Source organism: Aulosira sp. FACHB-615, from assembly GCF_014698045.1.
GTDB lineage: Bacteria > Cyanobacteriota > Cyanobacteriia > Cyanobacteriales > Nostocaceae > Nostoc_B.
This window is the reverse complement of record NZ_JACJSE010000047.1, coordinates 1-24,071: the sequence shown is the minus strand read 5'-3', so window position 1 is coordinate 24,071 and position 24,071 is coordinate 1. Positions and strand designations below refer to the sequence as shown.

Sequence of the window (24,071 nt, the reverse complement as noted above, 5' to 3'; positions counted from 1 at the left end):
CAGTCAACTATGTCGCAAAATCGCTCAATTGCTGTTGAATTCCGCGATGTCAGCTTTAGCCGCAACCGTCGCAATTTAGTATCAAATCTTAATTTTTCGATTCGTCAAGGAGAAGCATTAATATTACTTGGACGCAGTGGTAGCGGGAAAACTACCACGATGAAATTAATTAATCGTCTGTTTACGCCAACCACAGGTGAAGTCGTATTTGATGGAACTCCGACAAAGCAATGGGATGAAATTAAACTGCGGCGCAAAATTGGTTATGTCATTCAAGAAACTGGTTTATTTCCCCATTTCACTGTAGAACGTAATGTTGGTTTAGTTCCTAGTTTAGAAGGTTGGAAACCGAAACAAATTAAAACAAGAGTTTATGAATTGTTGCAATTGGTAGGGTTAGATCCTGTGCAGTTTGCTGGGCGTTATCCCCATCAACTTTCGGGGGGACAGCGACAAAGGGTAGGCGTAGCGAGAGCGTTAGCCGCAGATCCCCCAGTTTTGTTAATGGATGAGCCTTTTGGCGCACTTGACCCCATTACGCGCTTAGAATTGCAACAGGAGTTTCGGCGGTTACAGCAAGAACTCGGTAAGACAGTGGTATTTGTGACGCATGATATCCAAGAGGCGTTTGTCTTAGCTTCTCGAATTGGGTTAATGTATGACGGAGAACTGGTAGTATTAGGTACAAAGGAGGAGTTTCTGCGATCGCAACATCCAGAAAGCCTAGCTTTTCTTCAATGTCTGCGTTCTCTGCAAGACAATTTATGAAAGACTTTTTCTTGATTAAGTATGCCCCAGAAATTTTACAGCACACGCTGGAACATTTATTTTTGGTAGGCATTGCCATTACAATTGCCACACTTGTTGGCATTCCGTTAGGTATTTTAATTACCCGTCAAACTCGGTTGCGTCAACCCATTTTGGGTATTGCCAATGTATTGCAAACTATTCCAAGTTTGGCATTATTTGGTTTACTAATTCCTGTGCCGATTATTGGTGGAATTGGTGTTGTCCCAGCGATTGTGGCTTTGACTTTATATTCTTTTCTGCCGATAATTCGCAATACTTACACAGGTATTACCAGTGTAGATCCGGCAATTATCGAAGCTGGTAGAGGCATGGGAATGACTGATCAAGAATTATTATTACAAGTCGAAATTCCCTTAGCAATGAGTGTAATTTTAGCAGGGGTGAGAGTTGCGGCAGTGATAGGTATTGGTATTGCCACTATTGCTGCTGCTATTGGTGCTGGTGGTTTAGGCGTGTTTATTTTTCGCGGTATTGCGGTAGTAAATAATGATTTAATTTTAGCCGGGGCAGTACCAGCAGCCATGATTGCTTTACTGGCAGATTTGTTAATTGGGTTGTTGGAAACCAAATTAAAAGTTAAATAAGTAATGAAAAGATTTTTAATATTTTTTATTTTAACTTTTACTTTAGTAGTGGCGATCGCAGCTTGTAACCCTAGCGCGAATAATACCACGGGCGATATTGTTGTTGCTTCTAAAGATTTTACCGAACAAGATATTTTAGGCGAACTCTTAGCCCAACAAATTGAAGCAACAACTAATCTCAAAGTTGTCCGTCGTCCCCGTTTAGGCGGTTCTTTTGTTTGTCATAATGCTATTCTGGCTGGAAAAATTGATGCTTATATTGAATACACGGGTACAGCTTTTACTGGGATTTTAAAACAAAAAGCCTTCAATGACCCAAAAGTAGTTTACGAAAAATTAAAACAAATATATGACAAAAAATTTAAGCTGGAAGTTATGCCTAGCTTAGGTTTTGAAAATACTTTCGCAATGGTAATTCGTGGTGAAGATGCCAAGAAATATAATATTCAAACTTTATCTCAGGTTGCCCAATATACACCCCAATGGCGCGGCGGGTTTGGCTACGAATTTTTAGAACGAGAAGATGGTTTTCCGGGTTTAGCTAAAACTTACGATTTGCGTTTTTCTAAACCACCGCAAATTATGGACTTGGGTTTAATATATCGCGCCTTAATCCAAAAACAAGTAGATATGGTGGCGGGAAATTCGACTGATGGACAAATTACGCGCTTAGGTTTGGCTGTATTAAAGGATGATAAACAATATTTTCCCCCTTACGAAGCTACACCAATTGTTAGACAAGAAGTGTTGAATAAATACCCGGAGTTGAAAAGTGCGATCGCTCAACTTTCTGGTAAAATTTCCGCAGATGAAATGCGGCAGTTAAATTATTTAGTTGAAGGGGAGTTACGAGATATTAAAGAGGTTGTGCGTGAGTTTCTTAAATCTAAGGAGTTAGGTTCACGAAGAGGAGCAGAGGCGCGAAGTTTTTAAGTGGGAAATTTATGAAGTTAAACACAACTTTTCAAACTGCAATTATCTGGTTTTTTGTTTCTAGTGGAACTGTTATTGCTCAAACATTACCCCTTTCCAATAACTTGATTGCTTTTAATTCTAAGGAGGGAGAGAAGTTATTAATTCAAAGTCGCTCCAGAGAAGATTTCTTTCCTTTGAGTATGCAGTTTGTCACGCAACATAATCAAGCTTTTTGTGGTGTTGCTAGTAGTGTGATGGTGTTAAATAGTTTAGGAGTTGTCGCACCAGAATCACCACAATATTCTCCTTATAGAGTGTTCACCCAAGAAAACTTTTTTAGCAATGAAAAAACTAAAAAAGTCATTGCACCTGAAGTTGTCGCCCGTCAAGGAATGACTTTAGCAGAATTAGGCGGATTAATTGCTAGTTATGATGTCCAAGTCAAGGTTTATCATGCAGCCGATACTAATTTAGAACAGTTTCGTAAGCTAGTCTCGACAAATTTAAAGCAATCTAATAATTTTGTCATAGTGAATTATTTACGTAAAGAAATTGGTCAAGAAAAAGGTGGACATATTTCACCCATCGCAGCTTACAATGAGCAGACAGATAGATTTTTAATTATGGATGTTTCTCGTTATAAATATCCACCAGTGTGGGTGAAAGCCGCGGATTTATGGAAGGCGATAAACACCACAGATACAGTTTCCGGTAAGACACGCGGCTTTGTTTTAGTGAGTAAAGTTAATTAAGTTCCTAAATCCCCGGAGCATTGTCCATCAAAGCATTTAACATCTGCTGGAATTTTTGGCGGAACACTACAGCTAATAAACCGCAAAATATTGTAGTTGCTGCCATCACCCACCAAAAGTGAGTGATGTGCCATAGTCCGCCGAACAGGGCAAAGATGATTAGTCCAGCACCAGCCCCCCCTGCAAACAGTAGAGTTGTTTCTTTAGCGGTTTGTTTGAAGATGCGTGGTTTTGATTCCATAAGATTATCTCCTGCTCCCTTAAGCACTCGTTACTTTATTGTAGCGAGATGATATTGATATGAATTTAGAAAGTATTGATCTATGAAAATTTAAATAATTAACTGCGATATCAAGCGATAGGCTAAGACATAGCAATATACAACAGTATCAAAATGCAAATCTTTGCTAAACCCAAACAGGTTGTATTTACCGTCTTTTCCCTTACCGTTCTCTGTTACAGCCAAGTTGCATCAGCCACTACCACTTTACCCCTACGCAGCAAAAAGGGAATGGTAGTATCTGCACATCCCCTGGCGAGTGAGGCTGGGTTAGCAATGTTACGCCAAGGTGGGAATGCGGTAGATGCAGCAGTCGCCACAACTTTTGCCATATCTGTAGTTGAACCTTTTTCGGCGGGAATTGGTGGCGGGGGATTTTTGCTGCTGCATTTTGAGAAAACTGGCGAGATGAAAGCTTTGGATTTTCGGGAACGCGCACCCATCAAAGCGACGAGAAATATGTATTTAGATGAACAGGGAAAGGTGCGTCCAAATGCAAGTGTGAATGGTTATTTGGCGGTGGCGACACCAGGAACGGTGGCGGGGATGTATGAGGTGCATCGCCGTTATGGTAAGTTGCCGTGGAAGGAAGTTGTGAAACCTGCGATCGCTCTGGCTAAAAATGGCTTTATCCTAAGTAAACAACTCACTTGGCGTTCCATTCAAGTTTACGAAAACCGCAAACCTGTAATTCTCCAAAATTCTGCCGCTAGAGGTATATTTACTCGCAACGACGAATTTTATCAGCCTGGAGAAAGATTAGTCCAACAAGATTTAGCACGCACTTTAGAAACCATTGCCGACAATCCCCAAAGTTTTTATACTGGCAACATTGCCCGTGCGATCGCTTCAGATATGGCAAAAAATGGGGGTTTAATTACTTTAGACGACCTCAAGGCATACAAACCCATCTGGCGAACTCCTCTCTGCGGTAGTTTTCGTCAAGCTAAAGTCTGTTCTATGCCACCACCATCATCAGGCGGCGTTCATCTATTGCAGATGTTAAACATTATCGGTGACAGTAATTTAAAAGCTTGGGGGTGGCATCATCCCAACAGTTTACATCTAATGGCGGAAGCGATGAAGATAGCCTACGCCGATCGCTCACAATATTTGGGTGATCCTGATTTTGTTAAAGTACCTGTACAAGCCCTGATTAACCCAGCGTACGCCAAACAGCGTCGTCAACAAATCAATATGGATGTGGCGAAACCTGCATCAGAAATCAAACCAGTAGCACCAGAAATTCTCCAACGTTTTGGCTCCGTTAGCAATCAAATTGTCCCTCTACCCAACAAATCATTAAGATTGCCAGCCACTCGCTACGAATCTTCCGAAACTAGCCATCTTTGCGTTGTGGATGAACAACGTAACGCCGTCAGCCTGACTTTTACAATTAATCTTGGTTTTGGTGCGGGTGTAGTCAGCCCAGGAACAGGAATTTTACTCAATAATGAGATGGATGATTTTGCGATTGCGCCAGGAGTACCTAACGCTTTTGGTTTAATTGGCAACACAGCAAATGCGATCGCACCCCGAAAAACACCACTGTCGAGTATGACTCCGACAATAGTCACAGAAAATAATCACCTCCGAATGGCAGTGGGGGCCCCTGGTGGCAGCACAATTATCACTCAGGTATTGCAAGTGATTCTCAATGTGCTGGAATACAATATGGACGTTGGTGCAGCTGTCTCCGTACCACGCATACATCACCAGTGGCTTCCTGATGAATTGCGCGTCGAACCTTGGGGTTTGGATGCTTTAACTCTGCAAGACTTACGCCGTCGTGGACACAACATCAAGGAACAAAACACTCCTTGGGGTAATGTTAACGCGATCGCCACTCAAGCAGATGGCAGCCTAGAAGCAGCCGCCGATCCTCGCGGTGAAGGTTCGCCTAGAGGCTGGTAGACAGTCATTACAGAATAATGCAACACTGCCGTTTTTCGAGATATAGCACTCAAAACATCTGTTAAGTCTTATAGCTGAAACTCTTGAAACTACTGGGTTTCTACTCAGCACTCAGCACTCAGCACTCAGCACTTTGCTATAACTGCAACTATTGATTCTGCACCATTGATTCTGAGTATTCTACTTGAGTGCTAAATTCATTCGCTCTCGCACTGGGTACTAGTGTCCAACCTGCCTTCAGCAGTTTTTGATAAGTTGCCCAACCCTTAGAACCGCCAGGAATTTGATAATCTGGCACTGCAAATTGCGGATAAGCTGTGTAAGGCCGCCAACCTTTATGGGCTTCTACTTGCAAATACAAAATCTTCTCACCGTCGCCACTAGACTTCGATAACCAGCACATTTGTCGATTCATGGCAAACTCCTTAGTGTTTAGCTAAAATTGCATAATCGCAGACTTTTGTCAAGCACTGCATCAATCTTCTGGGATAATTTTTAATTTCCCTAGTATGTGTCCATATACCTACAAATTGGTTTAGTAAAATTACGTAAGCCATCAGATAGATTTTCTAGACAGTTTTTAAAGATACAGCAAGACAAAATCACTCCATCCCCAACCTTTGATACTTGCAAAAAGTGTCAAATACTGCGGATTTTGTAGAAAAACGATGACAATAGCTCAATATCTTTGGCTCCATGACTGAATAATGGTGCAAAATCACTGATAGGCGCAAAAACATAACGCTTCTCTGCGATACTTTGCTGGTTATGAGGGCAAGATTTTTCTCATGTTATCTGTGGTTGCTATTAGTGTATGTAACAAGAGTTACTATTTTGCTAAATAACTGAATCACAAATCATTTGTTTTACTAGTTACACCAGTAAGATTTAGTTATCAGTGCTGGGCTAAGAGTGCTGAGTTGAAAGTGCTGAGTGCTGAGTTGTGGAATTAGGGGTGATAGGTTACAGGTTACAGCGCCTGCGGCGCTATCTTTACTCAGCACTCAGCACTCAGCACTCAGCACTTAATAAAATCACTAATAATCGTGCGAATTTCGCTAACTATTAGTGAGTAGTCAGTATCAGACAAAACAGGTGCTGCATCTGCAATGTCAATTGGTTGCGCTAAATCAATCCAGGACTTGCAACCACCATATTTTGGCAGATAGGGAATTTCTTGGACTTTGGGCAGTTTATAAGTGCGTAACAGCAGAACATACAAAGGCTGACGTGGTTTCCATTTTAGGCGATCGCTAATAAAATACTCATTCCAGATATGAAACGGGAGTAGCGCGTTAACAGTAGACTCCTCACTAATCGGCAAAATATCTGTAATCTCTGCCCAACTGCCAATGCGAATTGTTTCTGGATGCCAACCAGGAGTTACGGGACAGACGAGATTTGCATATTCTGATTTTAGCAGAAACGGCTGTTGATGTTCAAAAGTTGGGTAAAGTAAAACCTGCTCATGAGCAACTTGAAAACGTCCATTCTGCTCATGAATACCACCTTTACGCAGCAACATGATGGTTTTGGCAGTTTCCAAAGCATTGATCGCCACAGACCATTCTTTGAGAGCATATAAACTCGAAGTTAAATTCATCGGCATCTGCTGTAACTCTGATTTAATTTCACGCTAAGACCGTTAAAGTATGAAACTATCCGGGGAAATGTAATGAGACAACCATTATGGAAAAGCGAAAATTAGGTACATCTGCCGTAGAAATCACACCCATTATTGTTGGAACTTGGCAAGCTGGCAAAAAGATGTGGGTGGGAATTGAAGACGCTGACTCGATTAAAGCCATTCGCGCCGCCTTTGAAGCCGGAATCACAACCGTTGACACAGCAGAAGTTTATGGTGAAGGTCATTCTGAGCGCATTGTAGCCGAAGCTTTATCAGATGTGCGCGACCAAGTACAGTATGCCACAAAAGTTTTTGCCAACCATCTCAAGTATGATCAAGTGATTGAGGCTTGCGATCGCTCGTTAAAAAACCTCAAAACCGATTATATCGACCTTTATCAAATTCATTGGCCTGCGGGTGCCTTTAACAGCGAAATCGTCCCCATCGCCGAAACGATGAACGCTTTAAATGAGCTAAAACAGCAAGGAAAAATTAGAGCAATTGGGGTTTCTAACTTTTCTGGCGCACAATTGGCAGAAGCATCACAATATGGACGAATTGATAGCTTGCAACCCCCATATTCCCTATTTTGGCGGTCGGTGGAAAAAGATGCTCTGCCCTATTGTATCGAAAATCAAATTTCTATCTTGGCTTATTCACCCTTAGCCCAAGGATTATTAACAGGTAAATTTACTCGCGGCCAAAAATTTGCCCCAGAAGACAACCGCGCCAAGAATAAATTATTTCAGGGCGAAAACTTTGAACGCGCTCACCAAGCCTTAGATAAACTCCGCCCCATAGCCGAACGCCATAATTCTACCTTGGCACAGTTAGCATTAGCTTGGTTAATTGCCCAACCCCAAGCCAATGCGATCGCAGGCGCACGTTATCCCGAACAAGCACAAGACAACGCCAAAGCCGCCGATGTCAAACTTTCCTCTGAAGAAATCGCCGAAATCGACTCTATTGGACGAATTGTCACCGATCATTTAGATGACAACCCAGTTATGTGGAATTGGTAAGCTGAGTTGATAATTAAGGTTTGAAAGAAGGGTGTCAGGGTGTAGGTATTCAAAACCCTTACACCCCATACCCTTTCACCCAATCACCACAGAAAATTTTGGTGCGTAAGTCCTACAAAATAACAACAAAGATTGCAAGAATAAACAAAATGTCAACTTTAGTAAACTACTAGTTGCTGTTTCTTAGGTAAGTGCTAAATTGAATAACAAGACATCAAACAGATTCCAACCAAACCAAAAGGGCAAATGACTCTGATGTCTCCCGTCAGCAGCCCAAGCAAATTTTCAGCAAGCCCTAATTAAATGTGGTGAAAGCCAAAGCATACAAAAGGCAGAGCCAAATCCCAAAGCGGAAAAACAAAGATTGCTGAAGTTGCTAGTTATTAAGTCCACCTTAGTTGTTTACTCTCTCAATTGTTTAGCTAATTTTAAAAAATTTGAAACCTGTGAATTCCCAATAACCTGGTCATCGTTGACCAGGTTTTGATGTTTTTAGCTATGATTTTCAATTAGCAATCTAGGTTAAATAGAGTAGCAGTGCTTTTTGCTCTTTAACAGCAGTTTCATAGTAATCAACAATTTCATTGTAGTAATCTGTCATGTAATCAATCATTTCTTCATCTGACCAGTCAATCCAAGGTACAGGGTTTGGCTTCTGCGACTCTTTTATAAAACGATTTTTAAATCCTTCTTGAGAAAGTTCTAATAAACCATCCAGAATTTGCCCAACTTCATCACCTGCTTGCAGATATCTAACTGGCCCATAGTCTCTGTCAAAATAGAGGTCTTTACCAGCACCAAAGGCGTTAACTAAAGGTTTACCATCCCACTGGGAATTTTTGATGACTAGAAATGGTAAGAAATCTTTTTCGTATCCCTTTTCAACTATTAATTCAGGAATTTTGCCTTGAGGTGTATTGTAATAAGTTGCAATATAACCTGCTAATAAAAATGTTATTTCTTCCCAAGATTTATCTAAATCTAATTCGGGATTTTCCCACTCAGAAAGAAACAATTCTTCTAAGGCTTGCCAATCATAAGTATTTTTCCACTGTTTGCTTCTACCAGCAGGTGTATTACCAAATATTGCTCTAGCATTTTGTTTTGCTACTTCAGCATATTCTCCTGTCCAATAAGGCTCTCTTTGCCAGTAAGGGGATTCTGGCAAGTATTTAGCATCAAAAAACGCATCAACAAGATATGGGTCTTTGATAAATAAATCCAATGTTGATGAAGAAATTTTTTTTATTTCACCTGTTATTCCCATAAAATAACTTTGAAATTGATTTATATTCAATTCTAATAAGTACGATCGCAAGTTAAACTATAGTACACAGTAGTTTTTTTCAATGGCTTTAGTAATTGCAGGTGAACGTAGTGGGGTGGGTAAGACAACAGTCACACTCACCCTTTTGGCATCTTTATGCCGTCGTGGTGGTCAAGTACAATCTTTCAAGGTGGGGCCAGACTACATTGACCCAATGTTTCATCAGTATGTGACTGGCCTTGCTTGTCGCAACTTAGACCCAGTGCTGACTAGTGAAGCTTACGTTCAGCAATGTTTTCGCCATCACAGCCAAGCGAGTGAATATGCTTTGGTTGAAGGGGTGATGGGGTTATTTGATGGAATAGGGAGTCGGGAAGAAAATACTGTACACCCCTTCACTTTTGCTAGTACAGCGCATATTGCACAATTACTCGATTTACCTGTGGTGTTGGTAATTGATTGCAGTCGGTTATCGGGTTCTGTAGCCGCGATCGCTCACGGTTATTGTACCTTTGACCCTAAAATTAAAATAGCTGGTTTAGTGCTGAATCGCGTGGGGAGCGATCGCCATCTTTCTTTACTCAAAGATGCTCTAAAATCTCTACAATTGCCGATTCTCGGTGTGCTGCGTCGTCAAGATAATATTACAATTCCTGACCGCCATCTTGGTTTAGTCCCCACAGCCGAACTCAGTGAATTAGATGCAGTTATAGAACGTCTCGCAGATTTAGGTGATACTTGCTTTGACTGGCAAAGTTTATTACCTTTACTCAAAACTCAGCACTCAGCACTCAGCACTCCCCACTCAGCACTCAGCACTCAGCACTCAGCACTCAGTAAAGTCAGGGTTGCGGTTGCGTGCGATCGCGCTTTTAATTTTTATTATCAAGATAATCTCGACTTATTGCAAAAATTGGGTGCAGAGTTAGTTTTTTGGAGTCCTTTAGAAGATGCAGAATTACCACCAAATATTCAAGGAATGTATTTTGGTGGTGGTTTCCCAGAAGTATTTGCTCAACAATTAACCAAAAATACCAATGTTTTGCAAGCCGTAAAAACAGCGATTCTCCAAGGAATGCCAACAATTGCTGAATGTGGTGGCTTGATGTATTTGTGTCAAGAAATCATTGATTTTGAGGGTAAATCTTACCCAATGGTGGGGATAATTCCCACATCTGCTTGTATGGATAAACGCTTAACACTGGGTTATCGTCGAGCCATAGCTTTACAAGATAGTTTATTAGTAAATGTCGGAACAAATGTTTACGGACATGAATTTCATCGCTCGACTTTAAAAGCCAATTCTCATCAACCACTGTTTGATACTTATCGCTACGATTGCGATGAAAATACGGGCTTTGAAGGCTGGAATTTACCGATTAATCTTCACGCTTCATACATACATTTACACTGGGGAGCTAGTACAGAAATTCCCCAGCGATTTATTCAACAATGTAAAAATTAAAAGATTAAGTTGAAGTTGAGTAGGATGTGTTAAGGCAATGTCAAGACTTGAGCGTGTCAGAGATGGGAAATTTAGCCGTAACGCACCTGATTGAATGGAGCCTTACATTTCATTAACGCATCCCAATAACTCAAACCCAATAACTTTGCACCTGGATAAAACAACATACTCACGACCCAGGCTAATCCTAACCCGTAAGCTGTGATGAAAGTGCAGATGTAATTGAGCAACTGCAAACCCAAATGGTATGAAAATCCATCTGTTGACCTTTACAATTCTTTACCAAATTGGGCGATTAACTACAACTAGCACTTTCATCAGTTTTTGCATCCCTAGTAGTAATGAACTAATCAAAAAAAATATTGAAAAAATAGCTAAAAATTAAAAATTAATTTACAAAAACTTTTCTCACCAGTATGCAATTGACAATATATTGAATATTGCAGTCTATGTTGCTTGAAAAATAAGGGCTTTTTTGCTCTTCGCTAGAGAGATATTATCGAAAAAGGCAGGCTATATGTTATTTAATTTACTAATTCAATAGCCAATTTCGCGGTGATGAACATAGCATAATTTTCTACAGGAAAAATTTTCCGTAGTTTTATTTACCAAATTATGCTGAAATTCACACAATCTTCAGAAAGAAAAACTTAGAAAACTCTGATGAAGGAGCTAAAGTTTTGTTAAGATGCAATTGCTAGGAATTTTTCAACGGGAACTATAGTCAGCGTGTTGAAAAATAAGTACTACTAGCCACACAGAGTTCAAAGGTGATGCAATGACCACCTATATTTTTTTTGATGATGCCCTGCGGATGCTTACTAACGCCTATTTGTTATCAGCTGTCCTGCTAATCGCAGCGTCTGGTATAGGGTTAGCAGTGATAGAAACAATTGAAAAAACAGGAGAACGCTAATTTATCGCCATAAGGTGTACTACTTGCCAAAAACCACAAAGCGCAAGTAGGTGTTCACCGTCAAGAAATCCTGGGAACACTAAATTGTGAAAGTCTCACAGCGTTGCAGAATTACCTGCAAGTCCAAAACATCCAGGTGACTGTGCGCTACTGAGACAAAAATCCAGGAGCAACACACATGAATTTAGTAGACAAAATCTTGGGCAAAGAAAACCAAGCCTCAGAAAAGTTGACATCAGCTGAAGCTTTTGCCGCTATTGCTTTGGTTGCAGTGACCTCAGATGCTGTACTTTCAGAACAGCAAGTGCATAATATTTCTGCTGTATTGTCACGGCTTAAGCTTTTTAGCAGTTATCCTGAAGAATTTATCAAAAAACTGTTAGAAAAAAACCTAAATATTCTGCGGTGTGATGGTTTTAATGCTCTCTTTAATGCAGCTAAAGAATCTTTATCGCCAGAATTGCGAGAAGTAGCTTTTGCGGTTGCGGCTGATTTGGTAATGACTGAAACCGTAGTTACTGAAGAAGAAAAAAATTTTTTAAATGACTTGTATCTGGCTTTAGATATTCCACGCGATAACGCGATTAAAATCTTGCAAGTTTTAATGGTGAAGAATCAAAGCGAATGAGTTTCACGTAGTCTAACGCATATCAATGGGAATTTTCTCTAACTTGATTTAGTTCAAGTTATAGATTTGGCTGCTTAAAACTAAGTTACATATTCTCCCGTTAATATGATTTGTTGCCATTGGCTAGTATAATTTAAATTCTAGTTTTAGTGTATGGTTATATATGAGTTTATAGTTATATAACTCAGGTGAATACCACAGTATATCGATGGGCAATAGTGGCTTATTGCTGCAAATTTGAGTATACTGTTTTTAAAAGTTAATTATTAAGTTTTTTGTCATGGCAATCCTATTACTAGAAGATGGTACAGTCGAAAGCGATTTCAGTGAGATATTGCGTGAACTTGCGCCTATTGGTGTACATCTCAAGCACTATGACCCTGGAACGTCACTACTGTTTACAAATCTTTTAGAACAGGATGTTTTGACAGCTTTAGAAAAGCAATACATTGTTGAGTTGCATAACGGTGTGTTTGAATGTCTCCAACAAGAAAACGGTTCTCTCTGGTGTGACTTGCTGAATGTGCATCCAGGTGTGCCGAATCTTCAGATGTTGATTGATACTTACAGTCGTTATCATACTCATACTGCGGCTGAACCACTGTATGTCTTAGCAGGAGAAATGATTTTTGGCTTTGTCAGACCAGATGGTAGCCAAGTCCAGTTGTTAGTGCAATCTCAAGACTATATTTCTATTCCCGCAGGTGTGGAGCATTGGTGTAGTTTGACAGCATCGTTAAATTTTAAAGCTGTGCGCTATTTCACTTCAGCCGAGGGTTGGCTACCCAATTACACAGGTACGCAGTTAAGTGATGCACGCCAGCAGCCGTAATTTATCGTAATATCATTCATAGTTAAAAAGATGCGATCGCAATTCTATAAATACCTATGGCTGTTAAAGTTGGAGACATTGCTCCTGATTTCACCTTACCTGCTCAAAATGGTACAACAGTCAGCTTAAAAGACTACCGTGGTCAAAAAGCTGTTGTACTATACTTTTATCCCAAAGACGATACACCTGGATGTACAGCCGAATCTTGTGCTTTCCGCGACCAATATGAAGTGTTTAAAGATGCTGGCGCGGAAGTGATTGGTGTCAGTGGTGATTCTAGCGAATCTCACCAGAAGTTTGCCGCTAAATATAATTTACCGTTTATTCTTTTAAGTGACAAAGGCGACCAAGTACGTAAGCAATATGGTGCGACGGCGGCTTTTGGTTTATTTCCTGGACGTGTCACCTATGTGATTGATCAGCAGGGAGTTGTGCAGTATGTGTTTGATTCCATGCTGAACTTTCAAGGGCATGTTACAGAAGCATTGAAGACTTTGCAAACTCTCAGCAAGTGAGTGATGAGTAATGAGTAATGAGTGCTGTACACTTCGACTTCGCTCAGTGTACGGCACTCAACACTCTTTATTTAAGTGAGGGTGATTTCTCCTGGATGATGTTATTGAGGGAAACCTTACCGTTTTTACCGTTAGTATGGCCGTTATTGTTGCGGGGTTGAATGACACCGTAACCGCCGTGGTTGCGTTCGTAAATCACGTTAATTTCTCCAGTTTCGGCGTTACGGAACATATAAAAGTCGTGTCCCACGAGTTGTAATTGTTCCAATGCTTCAGTGAGAGTCATTGGTGGCATGGAAAAATATTTTGTACGGACGACTTCGCTGGGTAATTCGGGGGTGCGATCGCCGATTAAATCTGGTATTACTGGTTCTGGGACGACTACTTCGTTTGTTGGTTGACTTTGAGTTTTCTTGTCTTGTCGCCTTTCTTTATATTTGCGTAATTGTCGCGCAATTTTATCTGCTACTAAATCTATGCTGGCGTATAAGTTTTCGCTGCTTTCCTCGGCACGGATGACACTTCCATTTGCATAGATAGTGACTTCGGCTGCTTGTTTCGGGTTAATTCGGGGATTGCGAGCTACGCTTAGGTGGACATCCACTTCATTTGTAATGTTCTGAAAGTGACTAACCGCTTTTTCTATCTTTTGATGCACGTAATCCCTAATTGCTTCGGTGATTTCAATATTTTTGCCGTGGATGACAAGCTTCATGTAAACTCTCCCGCTCTATATGTGATGTGTGATGTGAGTTTGTTTTGTGTGAAAGTAAGTTGCGGTAAGGTCTATGACTGTTGCCAAAACAAGTTTTTTAGTTTGATATACTGCTGAGTTGGCTCTAAATAATTTATTGCTTTCAATTTTCACGCGTTCCCTTGTATTGATATCCGCAGTGGATGTCTGCGCTTGTATCTTAATTCTTAGAGTCATCAGCCAGTTCATTCTTTCCTCTTATTTTGGCGTGATGCTTATTGCAGAGAATTCCTCCTAAGACCGTTGCGGTTATTTATATATTCAAACTAGCACTTTGTATTTTCTATAGCAGGTTCCCTTGACGTTCCTTTAAAATCCTTTGCAAAGCTTGACAATTGTTGCTTGCAACGATCAAAGTTGCAATATATTTCATTATTCCTTCAGTTGATTTTTGGCATGATTCGTAGTAGTAGACCGCTAGAGAAGCGTTGTTTGTTATATGACAAAAAATTGATGTCTTACACAGATGCACACGCATGGCAGCGATCGCTTCTTGCAGAACGCATTCAAGACCCCAGCCTCGATGATGTGTTAATCTTGCTAGAACATCCGCCTGTCTATACTTTGGGACAAGGTGCAACCCCAGAATTTCTCAAGTTTGACCTTGATCACAGTGATTTTGAAGTTCACAGAATTGAGCGTGGTGGCGAAGTGACTTATCATTGTCCTGGTCAATTGGTGGGGTATCCAATTTTAAATTTGCACCGCCATCGTAAAGATTTGCATTGGTACTTGCGTCAACTAGAGGAAGTGATTATTCGGGTGTTGGCTATTTATGGTTTGGCGGGCGATCGCATCCCCGATTTTACTGGTGTATGGTTAGAAAATCGCAAAGTTGCAGCGATCGGCATTAAAGTCAGCCGTTGGATTACGATGCACGGTTTTGCGTTAAACGTTTGTCCTGATATGACTGGCTTTCAATATATTGTCCCCTGCGGTATTGCAGATAAACCAGTCGCCAGTCTAGCAGAGTGGATTCCTGATATTACCTGCGAACAAGTGCGTCCTCATATTGTGCAATGTTTCGCAGATGTATTTGGTGTTGATGTGATTGAGTTTACATAAATAATTGCAATTTAATCATTTTTTCCTGGGATCAGTTGATTTTGTTTGAAATACTACTTAGTAGCCATCGATTCTTGTGTTCAGTGAAAGACAGATTATTAAATGTCCAGGGTGTAAGGGTGCAAACTTGACGACTTCTACAACCAAGATCAACCGATTAATAATTGAGCAATTGAATCGTATTGGATCTACATATACCAAGTTAAAATATGGTGGTTTACTAGTCAGGCGACAAATTCAGTACACAACTCAACTCAAATTTTGCGTGTGAACTCCCTAATTAATTTTCAGATGTATGCACCTGCGTTAAATTCCCTGAGACAGCGCGACTGGAAAGCGTTGATAGAACTATTTGACAGGGAAGACTGCGACGAAATTGAAGCCGACATCAACAAAAATTTGCACTTGAGGACACCTGAACCTTGTTGGGAAGATGATCCATTTGATTTCTTGCGGGAATATTTGTAGAGTTATTAGTCATTGGTCAAAAGGTAAAAGGTAGGAGAATGAATAAAATTTCATACTTCATACTTCAGACTTCACACTTCATAGAGGCGGCTAAGGAAGGTACGTAGGCGATCGCTTTTTGGATTTGTGATCACTTCGTAAGCTGCGCCTTGTTCTGCTACTATGCCTTGATCCATAAATATCACCCGATGGGCAACTTCTTTGGCAAATTGCATTTCATGAGTGACGACTACCATTGTCATTCCCTCGGCGGCTAATTGCTGCATCACTTGTAAAACTTCACCGACAAGTTCGGGATCTAAGGCGCTGGTAGGTTCATCAAATAGCATAATCTGGGGATTCATACATAAGCTACGAGCGATCGCAACTCTTTGTTTTTGTCCACCAGATAGTTGTTCGGGATAAGCCGAGGCTTTATCAAATAAACCAACTTTTTCTAAATATAACCCTGCGAGTTGGGCGCTTTCTTTGGCGGTTTTGCCTAAAACTTTACGCGGCGCAAGTGTGAGATTTTCCAAGACGCTGAGGTGAGGAAATAAATTGAATTGTTGAAAAACCATCCCGACTTGGGTACGGAGTTGGCGCAGTTGTTGACTGTTGAAATGAGATTGTGATAATTCAATCCCATTCACTACCAAAGAACCGTGATCAATACGTTCCAGGCGATTGAAGCATCGCAGTAAGGTACTTTTACCACAACCAGAGGTACCAATCACCGCCACAACTTCCCCTGACTGAATTTCGCCAGTGATTCCTTTAAGAACTTTGAGGGAACCAAAGTTTTTTTCAATATTTTCAAAAATAATGATAGGGTTAGAATTTTTCATAGCCCATTATAAATAAGATGATTAGGAAAATTTTCTGATGTTGTATTTGAAACCTATAGATCCCCCTAAATCCCCGTTAAAAAGGGGGACTTTGATTCATTTTCCCCCCTTTTTAAGGGGGGCTAGGGGGGATCAAGCAAAATATTTAATACTTCTCAGACATATTATTAGATTAAATTTTAGGCGTTGGTGGCGCTGGTTGTTTGTGGTTAGTGTGAGTTGTGTCTTACTAACTGGCTGTAGTGTGAATGATAGCATTGGCAAAACTTTACGAGTAGCAACTGAACCAGCCTTTCCGCCGTTTGAGTTTAAAAGCCCAAATGGAGAATTGCAGGGTTTTTCTTATGATTTGATGAATGCGATCGCCTCTGCTGCTAATTTTAAAGTAAATTTTCAAAGCATTCCTTTTGATGGGATTATCCCCGCAGTCCAAGCTAAAACCATCGATGCGGCGATAAGTTCCATTACAATTACCGCAGAACGCACCAAAACAGTTGATTTTTCCCGTCCTTATTTTAAGGCGGGGTTAGCGATCGCAGTTCGTAACAACAATCAAGATATTACTAATTTAGATAGTCTCAAGAATAAAAAACTAGCCGTCCAAATTGGGACAACAGGTGCAGAAAAAGCCAAAAGTATTCCCGGTGTGCAGATTCGCAGTTTTGATTCTGCACCTTTAGCTTTGCAAGAATTAGTCAATGGGAATGTGGATGCAGTCATTAATGATGCACCTGTGACGTTATATGCCATTAATACAGGTAACTTGCAAGGGATTAAAATTATTCAACAATTGCTCACAGAAGAATATTATGGAATTGCCACAGCGAAAAATTCGCCTAATTTAACACTGATTAACGATGGTTTAGATAAAATTCTCAAGAATGGCGCGTATTCCCAAATCTACAAAAAATGGTTTAAGGCTGAAGCACCATCATTACCCGCTAAGTCTCCCTTTGCAAATCAGGTTAATGGAAATAAAGCTAATATATTCACATCATTAAATGTAATTTGGCGAGCTTTTCCTCTACTGTTACAAGGTGCATTTGTCACTCTCCAAATAACAGTTATTTCGGTAATTTTAGGCTTAGTCAGTGGTTCCTTAATTGGCATTATTCGCCTTTCTCAGATTAAACCTGTGCGTTGGTTAGCCAGAGCGTATATAGATTTTTTTCGCGGCACACCTTTGCTAGTCCAAATTTTTATGATTTACTTTGGTATACCCGCACTGGTGCAACAACTTGGTTTTACCTTTAGCTTTAATCCTTTTGTAGCTGGTGTAATTGCTTTAACTTTGAATAGCGCCGCCTATATTGCCGAAATTGTCCGCGCGGGGATTCAATCAATTGAAACAGGACAAACCGAAGCAGCAGAATCACTTGGTTTAAGTGCTGTAGAAATAATGCGCTATGTAATTTTTCCCCAAGCTTTTCGGCGGATGATTCCACCTTTGGGTAATGAATTTATTAGCTTATTAAAAGATACCAGCTTAGTTTCAGTTATTGGTTTTGAAGAATTGCTACGTAAAGGACAACTCATTATCGCTAGTAACTATCGCTCCTTTGAAATTTACGCTGCTATAGCCTTGGTTTATCTATGTTTGACACTGCTTTCTTCCCAAGCATTTAGCAAGTTAGAAGTGTGGATGAATCCGGTTAGACAGCAGAGGAAAATATGATCATAATGAGACATTTCCACAAATGAATGTATAGAAGTTACATAAAAATGACACAACAAAAAACGAAAAAATGATTTTGCAGGGAGTTTGGGGGACGGTTACGTCCCTCAATCGGGGGTTTGGAGGAGAATCCCCCAAATCTTATACCGTTTCACTTTGTAAGCAACACCGAGATTGCCTAGTGCATTAACCTCACCTTTACGGTCGTTGATTTCCCGCGCGATCGCATTTGCGGATAATTTTTCTTGCAAAAGCCCTCTTAGGCAGATGAACAGGTGTAAACTCTGCATCTAAGATACGAAAACTAAATTGCTCCTGAGACCAGGAATGGGTTTATGATGAATGCAAATTCTCATGCAAACTCTCATATTTGGACGCTGACACCTACAGATGTCTACAAAACTCTCACCACAACTCCCCAAGGTATCAGCGAGGCAGAAGCTAATTTAAGATTAAAACAATCTGGTTATAACGAACTTCCCGAACCGCAAACCCGACCATTAATTCTGCGTTTTATTGACCAATTAACGCATTTTATGGCGTTGCTGTTGTGGGTGGCGGGAATTTTAGCGTTTATTTCCCAAACACCGGAATTAGGCTGGGCAATTTGGGCAGTTATTTGGATTAATGCTATTTTCAGTTTTTGGCAGGAGTTTCAAGCGGAAAAAGCTTTATCAGCCCTGAAAAAAATCTTACCTTCTCAAGCCAAAGTTTATCGGGATGGCAAATTAACTGTGATTCCTACCCGTGAATTAGTTAGCGGCGATGTGATGCAGTTAGAAGAAGGTGATAAAATCTCCGCCGATGCCAGACTTGTGGAAAGTCAGTCTTTATATGTCGATGTCTCCATCCTTACCGGAGAATCTTTGCCAGTTCCCCGCATTAGCGAACCTGTCACCGTACTCAATATTCATGCTTCCGAAGCCAGTAACTTAGTATTTGCAGGTTCTACCGTCGCCGCCGGTCGCGGACTGGCGGTGGTATATGCAACGGGTACACATACAGAATTTGGTCAAGTCGCCCGTCTCACCGCCAATGTGCAACGAGAAGCCAGCACTTTAGAAGTGCAGATTTCCAGAGTCGTTCACATCATCACTATCATTGCTTTGAGTATGGGGGTGGTGATATTTCTCCTGACTAAGTTGCTGGTGGGAATGCAACTACGCGAAAGTTTTATTTTTGCCATTGGGATTATTGTGGCATTTGTCCCTGAAGGCTTATTACCTACTGTGAGTTTAGCTTTAGCCATTGGTGTCAAGCGTATGGCTGCCAAAAATGCCTTAGTGCGGCGTTTATCTGCGGTGGAAACTCTTAGTGCAACAACGGTAATTTGCACCGACAAAACCGGGACTTTGACGAAAAATGAAATGACTGTCCGCCAATTGTGGATACCTAATACGCAAATTAACGTGACTGGGGTAGGTTATGAACCCAAGGGAGAAGTAGAAATTCCCTCTCCTGAGTATGAATCCCAAGTGCAATTAATGTTAGCTGGTGCGGCGCTTTGTTCTAATGCACGGTTAGATCATCCTCCCAATTCCCATCAATGGCAAGCATTGGGTGATCCCACAGAAGCCGCGTTATTAGTAGCCGCAATTAAAGCTGGTTTAAATTTGGAAGATTTGCAACACCAAGCACCCAGAAGGAGAGAAATCCCGTTTGATTCCCACCGCCGGATGATGACGGTTTTATTAGAAGGACATTTACCGTTAGACAATACAGAAAATTCTCAATATCTTATTTTTACCAAAGGCGCACCATTAGATGTATTGCAACATTCACGCTATTTATGGCACACAGGTGAAAAGCCGGAACTGACCCAAACCCAGCGCGAGGAAATTATCGCCGCAAATGATCAACTAGCAAGTCAAGGTTATCGTGTTCTGGGAGTAGCCACAAGTCAAGGTAGTGCAGAATTAAACCAGCCAGATGATCATTTATTGGAACAAGATTTGACTTTTTTAGGATTAGTGGCGATGATTGACCCACCGCGCCCAGAAGTTGCGGATGCGATCGCTCTTTGTCATCGTGCCGGAATTCAGGTGACAATGATTACAGGTGATTATGGGTTAACAGCAGCTGCGATCGCTCATCGCATTAATTTAGTCAACGGCAAAGCTAAAATCATTACAGGCGAACAATTAGGACATCTTTCAGATACACAATTACGGCAAATCCTCCACAAGCACAAAACTGGCTTGGTATTTGCCAGAGTCATGCCAGAACAGAAACTCAGATTAGTGGAAGCATACAAAACCCTTGGTCATATCGTCGCTGTAACTGGTGATGGTGTCAACGATGCCCCTGCCTTACGCGCAGCAAATATCGGCATCGCAATGGGAATCAGTGGTACAGATGTTGCCCGCGAAGCTGCGGATATTGTTCTCATCGATGATAATTTTGCCACTATCGTCTCCGCCATTGAACAAGGTAGGGCAGTATATCAAAATATCCGCAAATTTATGACTTATATTCTCGCCTCCAACATGGCAGAGTTTCTCCCTTTCCTGGCAATGGTGTTTCTGAAAATACCACCAGCTTTGTTAATTTTGCAAATCTTAGCCATTGACTTAGGTACAGATATGATTCCTGCACTAGCTTTAGGTGCAGAAAAACCCGAAGCCGGTTCAATGGAATTACCACCGCGCAAAAAATCCCAGCCACTCTTAGATTTACCCTTACTCCTGCGTGCTTACTGCTTTTTAGGACTCCTGGAAGGTTTAGCAGGTATGGCAGGATTTTTCTTTGTCTGGTGGACGAATGGCTATAATATTCCCCAATTACAAGCCCTCAGCCCCAGTATTCTCTCACACTCAGCCAGTGCAGCCACAATGGCGATTTATCATCAAGCCACAACCATGACCTTAGCTGTAATTGTCGCTTGCCAAGATGGTAACGTTTTTGCCTGTCGTTCCGAACGCTTTTCAATTTTGCGCTTAGGCTTTTTTAGCAACCGCTTAATTTGGGCGGGAATTGCCGTGGAATGGTGCTTAATCCTCTCTATTATTTATTCTCCTACCCTACAAACCATCTTCTCCACTGCACCTTTACAACCCTCTTACTGGCTAATCTTACTGTTATGTCCACCGTTCATCTTAATAGCCGACGAACTACGAAAGCGAATGATTGCTAAAGTCAACCATAAAAGCGATCCTGATATCTTGCACCATACTCAACACCTGTAGGATGGGCAATTCAAAAAAAATCACAATTGTGCAATAACCAATAACAAAAATTTTCTAGCTGGAGATCACCAACGAGGTGAATCGGAATTACATCAGGACTTACGCACAAAAATTTTCTGCGGAGACTGGGTGTAAGGGTTAAAGGGTGTGGGGTATAAGAGTTTTGGACACATACACCCCTATACCCTTCCCAAAACCCTTGGTTTTTCGTCTCACTGCGTAAGTCCTATTACATTACTAAAATAGCCAAAATTATTTTGTTTAATTCCCACATTTTTGTAGGGTTTATTTTCGGCAATAAAATTAATTTATAGTAATGCCAGCATATTGTTTAAAGCATACACTACACTATCTTTATTATTTTTTATATATTCACAACAAAGTTTATACCATACACTATTTTTTTTAGCAAGTACAAATTTTCTCAGTGTAATGACATCCCTAATGTATGTTGTTTTGATTAAAAAAATATTTAAAGTTAAAAAATTGCGTAGATTACTGAGATGATATTTTAGAGACTATTGTTCCCTACATTTATTTATACTTTCTTGACTCGCTTAGATTCGCTGAATCTAATTTTGCGGAGCCTTTCAATGTCTTTCACTAATGACCTATTGCAAGCTTTCAAGTCAACATTACCAGACAACAATGTAAATGTCGTAGTCGCTTTTCCAGGTTCTGGTGGTGATGGGCCAAGCTACGTGGATCTCACAATCAGCAACGGTAATTTTCTCAATGGACTATATGACACCTATTGCATTGATGCCAATCAAACTATAGTTCCGGGGCAAACCTACCAAGCGCAAGTTTATTCTAGTTATGATGACCCGTTACCCACAGGGATCATTGATAAACCCGAAAACCTAGATGAGATCAACTGGCTAATCAATCAAAAATTTGTCGGACAAATATCTTCTGGAGGTTTCGGTGCCTATACTTCCGGCGATTTACAGGTAGCTATCTGGACTCTACTGGAGAACAGCTTTTCTTCCGGGATATTAAGTACAGTAGGGGCATACAATCAAAATCGAGTCACTCAGCTGGTTAATGCAGCCCTTCAAAATGGCGCAGGCTTTGTACCGGGCATTAGCCAAAATGGCACACCTCAAGATATTGCAATTATCGTTGTTCCTGTGAACCAAGCTGGAACTAATATTGCACAAAGTACGATTAATATTCTCAAGACGGCAGCTTTAGGTGATTTTGTCTGGGAAGACCTCAATGCCAATGGCGTTCAGGATGCCAATGAAGCGGGTGTGGCAGGTGTTACTGTTACCCTCACTGGTGGCGGCAAAGATGGTGTAATTGGTACAGCAGATGACACTACTGTCGCTACAACCACCGATGCCAATGGTTCTTATCTATTTCCACTTCTTGTGCCTGGTGTAGAGTACAAAGTTACCTTTAGCAACCTACCAACAGGTTTTGTCTTTACACAGTCCAATCAAGGTAATGATACAACCGATTCTGATGCTGACCCACTCACAGGTCAGACACAAATCATCAAGCTAAATCCAAATGAGTTCAATCGCACTATTGATGCAGGTATCTATAGAAAAGCCAGTTTAGGAGACTTCGTATTTAACGATGCCAACAACAACGGCATTCAAGATACAGGCGAAGTCGGAGTTGGTGGAGTCACAGTCGAACTAATCAACCCCAGTAATAACAATGTCATCGCCACAACCACAACAGATAGTAGTGGTGGCTATCAATTTAGTGGCTTAATCCCAGGAGACTACCAAGTCAAATTCACAGCCCCCACAGGTTATAGTTTCTCCCCAGCCAACCAAGGCAGTAATGACGCATTAGACAGTGATGCCAACACCAGCACAGGTTTAACCCAAACAGTCACCCTAACATCAGGAGAATTCAACGGCACACTAGATGCAGGCTTAGTCGCCCTAGCCAGTTTGGGGAATTTCGTCTTTGAAGACAGCAATGCCAACGGCATTCAAGATGCCGGGGAAGCAGGAATTGGCAATGCCACAGTCAACCTGTTGAATGCCGCCGGGAATATCATCGCCACAACCACAACCGATGGTAATGGACTGTACTCATTCACCAACCTACAACCAGGAGATTACCAAGTCCAGTTTGTGCAACCCACAGGCTTCAACGGTATTAGTCCCAGGAATGTAGGTAGTAATGATGCCATTGATAGTGATGGATTAACCTCCGATACAGTCAACCTGTCACCAGGAGAAAATGACACCACAGTTGATGCTGGGTTCTACAAAACGGCAGCATTAGGAGACTTCGTATTTAACGATGCCAACAACAACGGCATTCAAGATACAGGCGAAGTCGGAGTTGGTGGAGTCACAGTCGAACTAATCAACCCCAGTAATAACAATGTCATCGCCACAACCACAACAGATAGTAGTGGTGGCTATCAATTTAGTGGCTTAACCCCAGGCGACTACCAAGTTAGATTTACAGCCCCCACAGGTTATGTTCTCCCCAGCCAACCAAGGCAGTAATGACGCATTAGACAGTGATGCCAACACCAGCACAGGTTTAACCCAAACAGTCACCCTAACATCAGGAGAATTCAACGGCACATTAGA

22 protein-coding genes and 1 pseudogene are annotated in these 24,071 nt (G+C 41.1%); 16 read left to right on the top strand and 7 right to left on the bottom strand.

Features of this window, described 5'->3' with window-relative positions; translation table 11 throughout:
* Nucleotides 1-9: 9 nt before the first annotated feature.
* Genes H6G77_RS32835 through H6G77_RS32820 form a run of 4 tightly spaced genes read left to right on the top strand, consistent with a single transcriptional unit; the run spans nt 10 to nt 3,061 of the window.
* Nucleotides 10-768, top strand: coding sequence for an ATP-binding cassette domain-containing protein (locus H6G77_RS32835; protein ID WP_190588847.1), 759 nt, complete (start codon nt 10-12; stop codon nt 766-768).
* Nucleotides 765-1,394 (top strand): ABC transporter permease, encoded by a 630-nt coding sequence (locus H6G77_RS32830; RefSeq protein ID WP_190588849.1) that lies wholly within the window; start codon nt 765-767, stop codon nt 1,392-1,394. The genes H6G77_RS32835 and H6G77_RS32830 overlap by 4 nt, the downstream gene beginning before the upstream one ends.
* 3 nt (nt 1,395-1,397) lie before the next feature.
* On the top strand, nt 1,398-2,327 hold the full coding sequence (locus H6G77_RS32825) for a glycine betaine ABC transporter substrate-binding protein (protein ID WP_190873806.1): 930 nt from the start codon (nt 1,398-1,400) through the stop codon (nt 2,325-2,327).
* Nucleotides 2,328-2,338: 11 nt separating this feature from the next.
* Nucleotides 2,339-3,061 carry a phytochelatin synthase family protein gene (locus H6G77_RS32820; RefSeq protein WP_190873805.1) on the top strand — a complete coding sequence of 241 codons (723 nt, stop codon included), beginning with the start codon at nt 2,339-2,341 and terminating at the stop codon, nt 3,059-3,061.
* Nucleotides 3,062-3,065: 4 nt separating this feature from the next.
* Here the strand turns inward: H6G77_RS32820 and H6G77_RS32815 are convergent, their stop codons facing one another.
* On the bottom strand, nt 3,066-3,302 hold the full coding sequence (locus tag H6G77_RS32815) for a hypothetical protein (RefSeq protein WP_190588855.1): 237 nt from the start codon (nt 3,300-3,302) through the stop codon (nt 3,066-3,068).
* Between the two features lie 153 nt (nt 3,303-3,455).
* Here H6G77_RS32815 and ggt point away from each other — a divergent pair, with 153 nt between their 5' ends.
* A complete protein-coding gene (ggt, locus tag H6G77_RS32810; RefSeq protein WP_190873804.1) occupies nt 3,456-5,255 on the top strand; it encodes a gamma-glutamyltransferase in 1,800 nt (599 codons plus the stop codon).
* A 148-nt stretch (nt 5,256-5,403) separates the two neighbouring features.
* Here the strand turns inward: ggt and H6G77_RS32805 are convergent, their stop codons facing one another.
* Entirely contained in the window at nt 5,404-5,670 is a 267-nt protein-coding gene (locus tag H6G77_RS32805; protein ID WP_190588859.1) for a hypothetical protein, read from the bottom strand.
* Between the two features lie 603 nt (nt 5,671-6,273).
* Nucleotides 6,274-6,864, bottom strand: coding sequence for a DUF1802 family protein (locus H6G77_RS32800; RefSeq protein WP_190873803.1), 591 nt, complete (start codon nt 6,862-6,864; stop codon nt 6,274-6,276).
* An 80-nt stretch (nt 6,865-6,944) separates the two neighbouring features.
* On the opposite strand from H6G77_RS32800, the gene H6G77_RS32795 reads away from it, so the two are divergent.
* A complete protein-coding gene (locus H6G77_RS32795) occupies nt 6,945-7,904 on the top strand; it encodes an aldo/keto reductase (protein ID WP_190873802.1) in 960 nt (319 codons plus the stop codon).
* Nucleotides 7,905-8,421: 517 nt separating this feature from the next.
* On the opposite strand, the gene H6G77_RS32790 is transcribed toward H6G77_RS32795, so the two are convergent.
* A complete protein-coding gene (locus H6G77_RS32790; protein ID WP_190873801.1) occupies nt 8,422-9,171 on the bottom strand; it encodes a DUF1877 family protein in 750 nt (249 codons plus the stop codon).
* Between the two features lie 82 nt (nt 9,172-9,253).
* Between H6G77_RS32790 and H6G77_RS32785 the strand changes: the two genes are divergently transcribed.
* From H6G77_RS32785 to H6G77_RS32765, 5 genes are all read left to right on the top strand, one after another.
* Complete coding sequence (locus H6G77_RS32785) at nt 9,254-10,636, top strand: cobyrinate a,c-diamide synthase (RefSeq protein WP_190873800.1); 1,383 nt, start codon at nt 9,254-9,256, stop codon at nt 10,634-10,636.
* Nucleotides 10,637-11,414: 778 nt separating this feature from the next.
* Entirely contained in the window at nt 11,415-11,552 is a 138-nt protein-coding gene (locus H6G77_RS32780) for a hypothetical protein (RefSeq protein WP_062294792.1), read from the top strand.
* 178 nt (nt 11,553-11,730) lie between these two features.
* Nucleotides 11,731-12,180: a tellurite resistance TerB family protein gene (locus H6G77_RS32775; protein ID WP_190588871.1), complete on the top strand. Its 450-nt coding sequence runs from the start codon at nt 11,731-11,733 to the stop codon at nt 12,178-12,180.
* Between the two features lie 280 nt (nt 12,181-12,460).
* The gene (locus tag H6G77_RS32770; protein ID WP_190588873.1) at nt 12,461-13,012 is read left to right on the top strand and encodes an acireductone dioxygenase; all 552 of its coding nucleotides are present in this window, start codon (nt 12,461-12,463) and stop codon (nt 13,010-13,012) included.
* Nucleotides 13,013-13,068: 56 nt separating this feature from the next.
* On the top strand, nt 13,069-13,527 hold the full coding sequence (locus H6G77_RS32765) for a peroxiredoxin (RefSeq protein WP_190588880.1): 459 nt from the start codon (nt 13,069-13,071) through the stop codon (nt 13,525-13,527).
* A gap of 67 nt (nt 13,528-13,594) precedes the next feature.
* Here the strand turns inward: H6G77_RS32765 and hpf are convergent, their stop codons facing one another.
* Entirely contained in the window at nt 13,595-14,242 is a 648-nt protein-coding gene (hpf, locus tag H6G77_RS32760) for a ribosome hibernation-promoting factor, HPF/YfiA family (protein WP_190588882.1), read from the bottom strand.
* A 435-nt stretch (nt 14,243-14,677) separates the two neighbouring features.
* Here hpf and lipB point away from each other — a divergent pair, with 435 nt between their 5' ends.
* Both lipB and H6G77_RS32750 read left to right on the top strand, forming a co-directional pair.
* Nucleotides 14,678-15,346: a lipoyl(octanoyl) transferase LipB gene (gene lipB, locus H6G77_RS32755; protein ID WP_190873799.1), complete on the top strand. Its 669-nt coding sequence runs from the start codon at nt 14,678-14,680 to the stop codon at nt 15,344-15,346.
* A gap of 267 nt (nt 15,347-15,613) precedes the next feature.
* The gene (locus tag H6G77_RS32750; protein ID WP_190873811.1) at nt 15,614-15,814 is read left to right on the top strand and encodes a hypothetical protein; all 201 of its coding nucleotides are present in this window, start codon (nt 15,614-15,616) and stop codon (nt 15,812-15,814) included.
* Between the two features lie 71 nt (nt 15,815-15,885).
* On the opposite strand, the gene H6G77_RS32745 is transcribed toward H6G77_RS32750, so the two are convergent.
* Nucleotides 15,886-16,641: an amino acid ABC transporter ATP-binding protein gene (locus H6G77_RS32745; RefSeq protein WP_199331734.1), complete on the bottom strand. Its 756-nt coding sequence runs from the start codon at nt 16,639-16,641 to the stop codon at nt 15,886-15,888.
* A 163-nt stretch (nt 16,642-16,804) separates the two neighbouring features.
* Between H6G77_RS32745 and H6G77_RS32740 the strand changes: the two genes are divergently transcribed.
* Nucleotides 16,805-18,316, top strand: a complete 1,512-nt coding sequence (locus H6G77_RS32740; protein WP_313954540.1) for an ABC transporter permease subunit — start codon at nt 16,805-16,807, stop codon at nt 18,314-18,316.
* Nucleotides 18,317-18,423: 107 nt separating this feature from the next.
* Here H6G77_RS32740 and H6G77_RS32735 read toward each other — a convergent pair whose 3' ends face one another.
* Nucleotides 18,424-18,567 carry a hypothetical protein gene (locus H6G77_RS32735; protein WP_190588889.1) on the bottom strand — a complete coding sequence of 48 codons (144 nt, stop codon included), beginning with the start codon at nt 18,565-18,567 and terminating at the stop codon, nt 18,424-18,426.
* Nucleotides 18,568-18,651: 84 nt separating this feature from the next.
* On the opposite strand from H6G77_RS32735, the gene H6G77_RS32730 reads away from it, so the two are divergent.
* Nucleotides 18,652-21,501, top strand: coding sequence for a cation-transporting P-type ATPase (locus tag H6G77_RS32730; RefSeq protein WP_242049384.1), 2,850 nt, complete (start codon nt 18,652-18,654; stop codon nt 21,499-21,501).
* 593 nt (nt 21,502-22,094) lie between these two features.
* Nucleotides 22,095-24,071 (top strand): annotated as a pseudogene (locus H6G77_RS32725) (SdrD B-like domain-containing protein); the annotation flags it as partial.

Coding starts and splice junctions, on each gene's coding strand:
- H6G77_RS32820 (WP_190873805.1), top strand. CDS start 2,339: ATGAAGTTAAACACAACTTTTCAAACTGCAATTATCTGGTTTTTTGTT.
- H6G77_RS32805 (WP_190588859.1), bottom strand. CDS start 5,670: ATGAATCGACAAATGTGCTGGTTATCGAAGTCTAGTGGCGACGGTGAG.
- H6G77_RS32770 (WP_190588873.1), top strand. CDS start 12,461: ATGGCAATCCTATTACTAGAAGATGGTACAGTCGAAAGCGATTTCAGT.
- H6G77_RS32815 (WP_190588855.1), bottom strand. CDS start 3,302: ATGGAATCAAAACCACGCATCTTCAAACAAACCGCTAAAGAAACAACT.
- H6G77_RS32775 (WP_190588871.1), top strand. CDS start 11,731: ATGAATTTAGTAGACAAAATCTTGGGCAAAGAAAACCAAGCCTCAGAA.
- H6G77_RS32765 (WP_190588880.1), top strand. CDS start 13,069: ATGGCTGTTAAAGTTGGAGACATTGCTCCTGATTTCACCTTACCTGCT.
- H6G77_RS32825 (WP_190873806.1), top strand. CDS start 1,398: ATGAAAAGATTTTTAATATTTTTTATTTTAACTTTTACTTTAGTAGTG.
- H6G77_RS32795 (WP_190873802.1), top strand. CDS start 6,945: ATGGAAAAGCGAAAATTAGGTACATCTGCCGTAGAAATCACACCCATT.
- H6G77_RS32800 (WP_190873803.1), bottom strand. CDS start 6,864: ATGCCGATGAATTTAACTTCGAGTTTATATGCTCTCAAAGAATGGTCT.
- H6G77_RS32730 (WP_242049384.1), top strand. CDS start 18,652: ATGATGAATGCAAATTCTCATGCAAACTCTCATATTTGGACGCTGACA.
- H6G77_RS32830 (WP_190588849.1), top strand. CDS start 765: ATGAAAGACTTTTTCTTGATTAAGTATGCCCCAGAAATTTTACAGCAC.
- H6G77_RS32785 (WP_190873800.1), top strand. CDS start 9,254: ATGGCTTTAGTAATTGCAGGTGAACGTAGTGGGGTGGGTAAGACAACA.
- lipB (WP_190873799.1), top strand. CDS start 14,678: ATGATTCGTAGTAGTAGACCGCTAGAGAAGCGTTGTTTGTTATATGAC.
- H6G77_RS32835 (WP_190588847.1), top strand. CDS start 10: ATGTCGCAAAATCGCTCAATTGCTGTTGAATTCCGCGATGTCAGCTTT.
- H6G77_RS32780 (WP_062294792.1), top strand. CDS start 11,415: ATGACCACCTATATTTTTTTTGATGATGCCCTGCGGATGCTTACTAAC.
- H6G77_RS32745 (WP_199331734.1), bottom strand. CDS start 16,641: ATGAAAAATTCTAACCCTATCATTATTTTTGAAAATATTGAAAAAAAC.
- hpf (WP_190588882.1), bottom strand. CDS start 14,242: ATGAAGCTTGTCATCCACGGCAAAAATATTGAAATCACCGAAGCAATT.
- ggt (WP_190873804.1), top strand. CDS start 3,456: ATGCAAATCTTTGCTAAACCCAAACAGGTTGTATTTACCGTCTTTTCC.
- H6G77_RS32790 (WP_190873801.1), bottom strand. CDS start 9,171: ATGGGAATAACAGGTGAAATAAAAAAAATTTCTTCATCAACATTGGAT.